This is a genomic window from Acidovorax sp. Root217 (genome assembly GCF_001428645.1).
Classification (GTDB): domain Bacteria; phylum Pseudomonadota; class Gammaproteobacteria; order Burkholderiales; family Burkholderiaceae_C; genus Acidovorax.
In genome coordinates this window covers 25,913-33,699 of sequence record NZ_LMIH01000014.1, presented here as the reverse complement: position 1 = coordinate 33,699, position 7,787 = coordinate 25,913, and the positions used below count along the sequence as shown (strand labels likewise).

Annotated in this window: 7 protein-coding genes; 5 read left to right on the top strand and 2 right to left on the bottom strand. The window is 68.3% G+C overall.

Going from position 1 to position 7,787, the window contains the following annotated elements; translation table 11 throughout:
• Window positions 1-515: 515 nt before the first annotated feature.
• Window positions 516-1,364, bottom strand: coding sequence for an AraC family transcriptional regulator (locus ASE31_RS15795; protein WP_057202772.1), 849 nt, complete (start codon window positions 1,362-1,364; stop codon window positions 516-518).
• Window positions 1,365-1,466: 102 nt separating this feature from the next.
• Between ASE31_RS15795 and ASE31_RS15790 the strand changes: the two genes are divergently transcribed.
• The 4 genes from ASE31_RS15790 to ASE31_RS15775 are packed head-to-tail and all read left to right on the top strand — an operon-like array spanning window position 1,467 to window position 4,146.
• Complete coding sequence (locus ASE31_RS15790) at window positions 1,467-1,997, top strand: peroxiredoxin-like family protein (protein WP_057202867.1); 531 nt, start codon at window positions 1,467-1,469, stop codon at window positions 1,995-1,997.
• 34 nt (window positions 1,998-2,031) lie between these two features.
• Window positions 2,032-2,733, top strand: coding sequence for an HAD-IA family hydrolase (locus tag ASE31_RS15785; protein WP_057202771.1), 702 nt, complete (start codon window positions 2,032-2,034; stop codon window positions 2,731-2,733).
• Between the two features lie 11 nt (window positions 2,734-2,744).
• Complete coding sequence (locus ASE31_RS15780) at window positions 2,745-3,443, top strand: glutathione S-transferase family protein (protein WP_057202770.1); 699 nt, start codon at window positions 2,745-2,747, stop codon at window positions 3,441-3,443.
• A gap of 1 nt (window position 3,444) precedes the next feature.
• Complete coding sequence (locus ASE31_RS15775; RefSeq protein ID WP_057202769.1) at window positions 3,445-4,146, top strand: glutathione binding-like protein; 702 nt, start codon at window positions 3,445-3,447, stop codon at window positions 4,144-4,146.
• A 272-nt stretch (window positions 4,147-4,418) separates the two neighbouring features.
• On the opposite strand, the gene yjjJ is transcribed toward ASE31_RS15775, so the two are convergent.
• Entirely contained in the window at window positions 4,419-5,828 is a 1,410-nt protein-coding gene (yjjJ, locus tag ASE31_RS15770; protein WP_057202866.1) for a type II toxin-antitoxin system HipA family toxin YjjJ, read from the bottom strand.
• Between the two features lie 289 nt (window positions 5,829-6,117).
• On the opposite strand from yjjJ, the gene ASE31_RS15765 reads away from it, so the two are divergent.
• On the top strand, window positions 6,118-7,761 hold the full coding sequence (locus ASE31_RS15765) for a PAS domain-containing methyl-accepting chemotaxis protein (protein ID WP_057202768.1): 1,644 nt from the start codon (window positions 6,118-6,120) through the stop codon (window positions 7,759-7,761).
• Window positions 7,762-7,787: the final 26 nt, after the last annotated feature.

Sequence of the window (7,787 nt, the reverse complement as noted above, 5' to 3'; positions counted from 1 at the left end):
AGGTGATACCCGGCGAGACCGGTTTGTCGGGCGTTGCAGCCGATGCTCCTTCTGCCGCGCACGTTCCTAGAGCGGCAGCAGGGTCAACAGCGCCATCTTGGTCGTGGTGGTCTTTCGCCATCAGCGCAATATGCCGCAGCCCAGGCCAGCTTCGGGTAGGACAAGGGCGCCTCGGGGCGGCGCCGGCCTGTCAAGAGCGCAGACCCATACCCAGGTGCTGCCGACCCCCTGGCTGCCGTGAAGGACGTGTACGCGCTGGCCAGCCACTGGCAGCGGTGCCCGATGGCCCAGCGATGGGGGTGGGCAGGCGCTATGCGGCCGTTCCAATGCATGGGCAGACCCCGGCCGCGCGTGGCAGTCTGGGTGCCTGGGCATGTTCACCATCTTGGTCAGGGCGCGCCAAAACGCCTTGAATCCAGGCGCAAAGCGCAGCCATGGCTGGGCCATGGCAAGCACGCATTTGCACCGACGGGCCGGGGTGTTTTGGCGTGCAAGGTGGGCATGGCGAAAGATTCTCAGCCCGCCCCCCGTGATTCCTGCGCCAGCCACGCCGTAGGGGATTGGCCCAGGCGTTGCGTGAAGGCGCGCGCGAGCGCGCTGGCATTGGCATAGCCGACCTCGGGCGCGACCTGCTTGACCGACATGCCCTGGCGCAGCAACGAGCGCGCCAGCCCGATACGCCAGGTACCCAGGTATTCAGCGGGCGGCGTGCCCAGCGCGGCGCCGAACCGGGCCGCAAAACGCGCGCGCGACATGCCGGCCAGCAGCGCCATCGTGTCCAGCGTCCAGGGGCGTTCAGGTTCGGCGTGCAAGGCATTGAGCACGCGCGCCAATCGCACATCGGCCAGCCCGGCGAGCACGCCGACGTCGACCAGACGCTGCGCCATCGCATGCCGCAGCAGTTGGATCACCAGCACCTCGACCAGCCGGTCCACCACCGCCAGGTGTCCGCAGCGCTGCGCCTGCGCCTCGACGACCAGCGACTGCTGCACCAGCACCAGCGCTGCCCCGCCCGCCTGCAGCTGCGCCAGCGGCACGTGCAGCACATCCGGCAGGCCGCGCAGCAGCGGGTTTTCATCGCTCGGACCGAAATCGATGGCCGCGCTGACGAGTTCAGGCGCAGCACCCCGCGCCGGCACCAGTTGGTGCCCCAGCGGGCGCGGCAGCAGCAGCACGCTGGGCTCGCTCACCACCAGGCGCGCGCCTGCGGCCGTTGCCATCTCCATCTGACCCTCGCAAAGCAGATGCAGATGGCTGCCACGCTGGCTTGCGCTCAGGTCCAGCACGCCCGGCAATGCCCCACGGTGCAACACGCGCGCGTGCAGCTGAAAACGGGCCAGCAGGGTCGAGAGGCGATCAGACATGAGACGAATGGTATCTTATCGGAGACGTATTGATTCCATACGTCTCACTTTGGCTGCTACAGTGACCCTGTGATTTGAAATGCCAAGGACCTCACTGTGCTGATGCCACGCCAACCCGTACCCGCCCTGTCCGTGCCCACGCTGGCCCACGGCGACTTCACACTCGCAGCAGACGCACCACAGAACTTCACCCTGGTCGTCTTCTACCGGGGTCTGCACTGCCCGATATGCCTGCGCTACCTGCTGGAGCTGAGCCGTCTGCTGCCAGAGTTTGAACAGCGCGGGGTGAAGGTGGTGGCGGTGTCCAGCGACACCGCCGAGCGCGCACAGGCCATGGCGGACAAGCTGCGCGCGCCCGGCCTGCGCGTAGGCCACAGCCTGCCGCTGGCGGTGGCCCGTGCCTGGGGGCTGTACATCAGCGCCTCGCGCGGCATGACGTCCATTGGCGTGCAGGAGCCGGCGCTGTTCTCCGAACCCGGCGTGTTCCTGGTGCGCGCGGACGGCACGCTGTACTACGGTGCCGTGCAGACCATGCCGTTTGCACGGCCACACTTTGATGAGCTGCGCGATGCGCTGGACTTCGCGCTGGCGAAAGACTACCCGGCCCGGGGCGAGTACACCGCAGCCTCCTGACGCCCACCAACAAACAAGCAAGCAAGGCCCTCCCATGCAATACGACGCAGTAGCCTTCGACACGGGCGGCACGGTGCTGGACTGGCACGGATCGCTGGTCGACGAACTGGCCCGGGTGCCAGCCTGGCAGGGGCTGGCCTTTGACCGCCACGCATTCGCCAATGCATGGCGGCGCAGCACCATGCAGGGCATTGTCGGCCAGGTGCAGCCGGCGTTTAACATGGACGACGTGCACCTGCTGGCGCTGGACGAGGCCGTGCTGGCCTTCGGGCTCCCGGCACTGGATGCGCCAGGCCGCACGCACCTGTGGCGCGCCTGGCACCGCCTGCGCGCCTGGCCCGACTTTGCGCCGGCGCTGGCGTCGCTGCGTGCGCGCGTGCCGGTGGTCTCGTTCACGATGCTGCCGACGGCCCTGGTCATCGACGTGTCGCGTCGCAACGGCTTCACCTGGGACGCCATCGTCTCGTGCGAGATGATCGGCGTCTACAAGCCGCACCGCGAAGCCTATGCCACGGCAGCGCGCTGGCTGAACCTGGCCCCCGAGCGCATCCTGATGGTGGCCTGTCACAACTTCGACCTCAACGCGGCGCATGCGGCAGGCCTGCGCACTGCCTTCGTCGCCCGCCCAGATGAGTGGGGCCCGGCGGGCCCGCCCGACCCCCACCCCAACATGGCCTACGACCACACCGTCGATGGCTTCGCTGCCCTGTGCGAGCAGGTTCTTTCCACCCCCTGAGACACATCCCCATGATCAAGCTCTACTACCACCCATCACCGAACCCCGCCAAGGTCGCCCTGTTCCTGGAGGAGGCAGCCCTGCCCTACGAGATGGTGCCGGTGGACACCCGCCGTGGCGAGCAGCACACGCCGGCGTTTCTTGCCATCAATCCCAATGGCAAGACACCCGCACTGGTCGATGGCGACGCGGTCGTCTTCGACAGCAACGCCATTTTGCTGTACCTGGCGGAGAAGACCGGCCTCTTCCTGCCCGAGAACACGCCAGCGGCGCGCGCCGCAATGCACTCGTGGCTGATGTTCGTGGCCACCGGCATCGGGCCCTATTCGGGGCAGTCGGTGCACTTCAGGCACGTGGCTCCCGAGCCCAAGACCTATGCGCTCAACCGCTACGACTTCGAGGCATGGCGGCACTGGACGCTCATCAACGAGCGCCTGGCCACCCGCACCTGGATGCTGGGCGAGGAGTACACGCTGGTCGACATGGCCGTGTGGGGCTGGGCCCGCGCCGTGCCCTATGTGCTGGGCACCGACCCGTGGGACAAGCTGCCCCATGTCAAGCGCCTGCTCGACACCGTGAACGCCCGGCCCGCTGCCCAGCGCGCCGAAGCGCTGAAGACCCGGCACGCCTTCAAGACCGAGGTCGACGATGAAGCGCGGCGCGCCATGTTTCCGCAGAACGCCCGCCTGTCCGCAGCACCGGGTGCCTGACATGCTGGACCTGCACTACTGGACGACGCCTAACGGCCACAAGGTCACGATGTTTCTGGAGGAGGCCGCACTGCCCTACCGCATCGTGCCGGTCCACATCGGCCGCGGCGAGCAGTTCGCGCCCGAGTTCCTGCGCATCGCACCGAACAACCGCATCCCGGCCATCGTCGACCATGCACCGGCGGACGGCGGGGCACCACTATCGCTGTTCGAGTCGGGCGCCATCCTGCAGTACCTGGCAGACAAGACGCAACGCTTCATCCCGCAGGACCTGCGCGGGCGCAACCTGGTGCTGCAATGGCTGTATTGGCAGATGGGGGGCCTGGGGCCCATGGCCGGGCAGAACCACCATTTCGTGCAATATGCGCCCGAGCCGTTGCCCTATGCCATCGAGCGCTACGTGAAGGAGACCTCGCGCCTGTACGGCGTGCTGAACAAGCACCTGGGTGACGGGCGCACCTTCATCGCAGGCGACGGTTATTCCATTGCCGACATGGCGTGCTACCCGTGGATCGTGCCCCACGAACGCCAGCGCCAGGTGCTGTCGGATTTTCCGCACCTGCAAACATGGTTCGAGCGTGTACGCGAGCGGCCGGCCACAGTGCGCGCCTACCAGAAGGCCAACGAGGTCAACACGGCCCCGGTGGTCGACGCGGCATCGCGCGGCCTGCTGTTCGGACAGGACGCGGGCGTGGTGCGATAGACCAACGCAAAGCCCATTCAACGCTCGCGGCGGACGGCAACAACGCCCGGGATGTCATCGGCGGTATCAGACCCTGCCGGCCGATGCAACCCAGGTAGTACAACAGCGCCTCGGTGGGGGTGACTGCAGGGCATGGAGGGTGTGAGCAGGCCGTTGTGTGGCATTGGCAATTTGCCTTTCTGCGCAATGGCCATGTCGCTTGCACAAACATGCCCGACCAATGAACACGGGGCGAAGGGTGTATGGCGCCATGGCACCCCCAGCCATACATGCTAAGCGGCAAGCCGGCCGATCCGCTCCCCGGCCTGCGCCACATGCGCCGACAGCGCATCCATGCATGCAGCAAAGCCCTCGCTGAAACCGCCCTTTGCGCAGCCCTTGCGACCCAACGCCGCAAGCCGGCCCACGAAATCCTGCGCCAGCGCCAGGGCCTGCCGCCAAGTGCGCGGCGGCACCTGCGGGCCGATGACCAGCGCCAGCGGGCGCACCGGCACCTCGCCCGCCGCCGTGGGCGCAAAGGCCATGGGCGTCATGTCATAGGCCGGCGCCAGCTGGTACGGCCGGCCGTGCTCGGCCATGAACGACAGGTTGCCGCTGTGCATGTCGGTGTTGCCGATCAGAGTGCCAAAGGCCCACAGCAGGCTGGCGGCGTCCACCGCCTCGGGCTGCACCACGCCTTCGCGCGCCAGGGCCGCCACCATCTCGGGCCAGCGCCCGCTGTTGCCGACGAACTCTGCATCCAGGGAGGTCAGCGAGTGCAGCACGCGCCGGCCCAGCGCGCCCACCCGGTCAAAACGCTCCACCTCCAGAAACCGCTGCCCGCCATGGTCGATGACCTGCGTGCGCGCCGCCGCGATGCCATGGTCCCGCAGCACCTGCAGCGCCACATGCTCGGCCAGCAACAGGTCGCGCCAGCGCTCGCTCACCGGGCTTTGCACCGCAGCGCTGAACTTGACGATCACGTGGGCAGGCTCAGCCATCGCCGCAGCGCTCCCCCGGCCGCTGCCCCCGCACTGTGCGTAGGCCGTGAACTTGGGCTGCTCGCCCCCCGCCGACGATCCCGCCTGTTCACCGCGCGCTGCGGCCAGCGCCAGCGCCGCATAGGCCCGCGCCTTGCCGGCCAGCGCAATCGGCACCGGCACGCCCGCGTTCACGAACGCCTGCTGCGCCGCATCGCCCACCAGCAGGTTGCCGGGCAGATCCCCCCCCTCACGCAGCAGCGCGCGCATCACGTGCGAGTCGTTCCAGTCGGCCAGCCGCTCTGGCAACCCCAGCGCGGGCCCATGCCGCTGGTTGTAGGCCCGCCCCAGGTACCCCTGCGGCCGCATGTCGAAAAGCCACCACGGCAGGCCATCCGTGTGCCCTTGCACGGCACCATCGGCCTGCGCCATCACGAAGCCTTCGGGATACACCGGCACCAGGGTGCCCAGCCCCTGCAACCGGCCTTCGGCAGTCACCCGGTAGATCGGCGCCACCAGGTCCGCCCGCGAGGCATCGCGCAGCGCATACTGAATAGATCGTGAAGCACCCAGACGCAGCACATCCGGCCCCAGCGCCTGCAGCGCCCGGGACACTGTGGGTTGGCTTGTTCCCAGGGTATCCGCCAATGCCCGCGCGGTTTTCAGCCCGCTGCGCAGCAGGTCATGAATCTGGTCGGCGTGGCGGCGGGTGGGGGGCGGCATGCGGGAATGGTAGCCCAAGTGAATAGATTTATGAATAGATAACTGAATAGCAAAATAACGATCACCAAGGCAATGGGTTACTCGTTTCAGTCTTTCGTGACGATCCTGCTGTACTGGCTTGTGGCAGGCAGTGTTTTCAAGATGAAGCAATGACAAGGCCATCTGGCCTTGCCACAGCCCGAAATGCGCCGCCAGATTGAGCCCCGTCAAGCAAACGTTGACCTTCGTCAAGGCGCACTTGCGGTGGCATCCGGACAATCGTCTGCATTGTCCAGCGAAGCCCAACACCATGCGCCTGAACCTGCCAACCACCGGACAGGAATATGCTGTCCCCAAGGGCCAGACACTTGTCTCCACCACCGACACGCAGGGGCGCATCACGCATTGCAACGCGGCCTTCGTGGCTGTCAGCGGCTACACGCGCGATGAGCTCGTGGGCCAGCCGCACAACATGATCCGCCACCCCGACATGCCCGAGGAGGCGTTTCGCGACATGTGGGCCACCATCGCCTCGGGCCGGCCCTGGTCGGCCCCGGTGAAGAACCGGCGCAAGGACGGCGATCACTACTGGGTGATGGCCAACGCCACGCCGCTGCTGCAGGACGGCCGACCCGTGGGCTACATGTCGGTGCGCACCGAGGCCACGCGCGCGCAGATCGCTGCGGCCGAGCAGCTGTACGCCACCATGCGCGCAGAAAAGCAGGCCGGGCGGCGCGTGCACGGGCTGCGCTCGGGCCGCGTGGTGCGACACACGCTGGTGGGGCGCGTGGCGCACGGGCTGGCCACGCTGGGCCTCGCGGCCCGGCTGGGGCTGGTGCTGCTGGCGCTGCTGGCGGCCTCGCTGGCCACCGGCATGCTGCTGCCCGGTGCCGCCGGCTGGGCGCTGCAGCTGGCGCTGTTCGGCGCGGCCTGGTGGTACCTGGCGCGGCTGCTGGTGGGGCCCATCGCGGCGCTGACCCTGGCGGCCAACCGGGTCGCGGCCGGCGACCTGACAGCCACCGTGCGCCGCGGCCGCAACGATGAACTGGGTGATCTGGAGCAGGCGCTGGGGCAGCTGTCGTTCAACCTGTGCGCCATCGTGCGCGATGCCCGCGACGAAAGCGAATCCATGCGCCTGGGCGCGCAGGAGATCGCACAGGGCAACCTGGACCTGTCGGCGCGCACCGAGTCGCAGGCCGCCAGCCTGGAGCAGACGGCGGCGTCCATGGAGCAGATCACCGGCACCGTGCGCCAAAGCGCCGACGCCGCCCGCCAGGCCACGGCCCTGGCAGGCCAGGCCAACGCGGCCGCCACGCGCAGCCGCGAGGCGGTGGACAGTGTGGGCCAGACCATGCGCGACATCCAGGGCGACTCCGACCGCATTGGCGAGATCACGCAGGTGATCAACGCCATCGCCTTCCAGACCAACATCCTGGCGCTCAATGCCGCCGTGGAGGCCGCCCGCGCCGGCGAGCAGGGCCGGGGCTTCGCAGTGGTGGCCAGCGAGGTGCGCAGCCTGGCCGGCCGCAGCGCCGAGGCCGCCCGGGAGATCAAGCAGTTGATCGACCAGTCGGCCCACCGCGTGGAGCAAGGCCAACAGCGCACCCAGGCGGCCCAGGCCACCATGGTCGAGGTGGTCGAAGGCGTGCAGCGCGTGAGCGCTGTGGTCGGCGAGATCAGCCACGCCAGCCAGGAGCAACTGGCCGGCATCTCCGAGGTCAACACCGCCGTGGGTCAGCTCGACACCATCACCCAGGAAAACGCGGCGCTGGTGGAGCAGGTGGCGGCTGCGGCGCAGGGGTTGACGCGCACTGCGGGTGCGGTGGCGGATTCGGTGCAGGTGTTTCGGCTGGAGGCGGGGGTGGTGCCGTCGGCAACGCGGGCTGCGGTGCCGGGTCAGCGCAGCGCCAGACCGGTGGTGCAGCCGCGTGGCAAGGTGCTGACGACGGCGTGAGGTGGTGGATGCCAAGTGCCTCGGTT

Bases quoted from the DNA above. Each gene is read 5' to 3' on its own strand.
- ASE31_RS15795 (WP_057202772.1), bottom strand. From the start codon at position 1,364: ATGTCTGATCGCCTCTCGACCCTGCTGGCCCGTTTTCAGCTGCACGCG.
- ASE31_RS15790 (WP_057202867.1), top strand. From the start codon at position 1,467: ATGCCACGCCAACCCGTACCCGCCCTGTCCGTGCCCACGCTGGCCCAC.
- ASE31_RS15785 (WP_057202771.1), top strand. From the start codon at position 2,032: ATGCAATACGACGCAGTAGCCTTCGACACGGGCGGCACGGTGCTGGAC.
- ASE31_RS15780 (WP_057202770.1), top strand. From the start codon at position 2,745: ATGATCAAGCTCTACTACCACCCATCACCGAACCCCGCCAAGGTCGCC.
- ASE31_RS15775 (WP_057202769.1), top strand. From the start codon at position 3,445: ATGCTGGACCTGCACTACTGGACGACGCCTAACGGCCACAAGGTCACG.
- yjjJ (WP_057202866.1), bottom strand. From the start codon at position 5,828: ATGCCGCCCCCCACCCGCCGCCACGCCGACCAGATTCATGACCTGCTG.
- ASE31_RS15765 (WP_057202768.1), top strand. From the start codon at position 6,118: ATGCGCCTGAACCTGCCAACCACCGGACAGGAATATGCTGTCCCCAAG.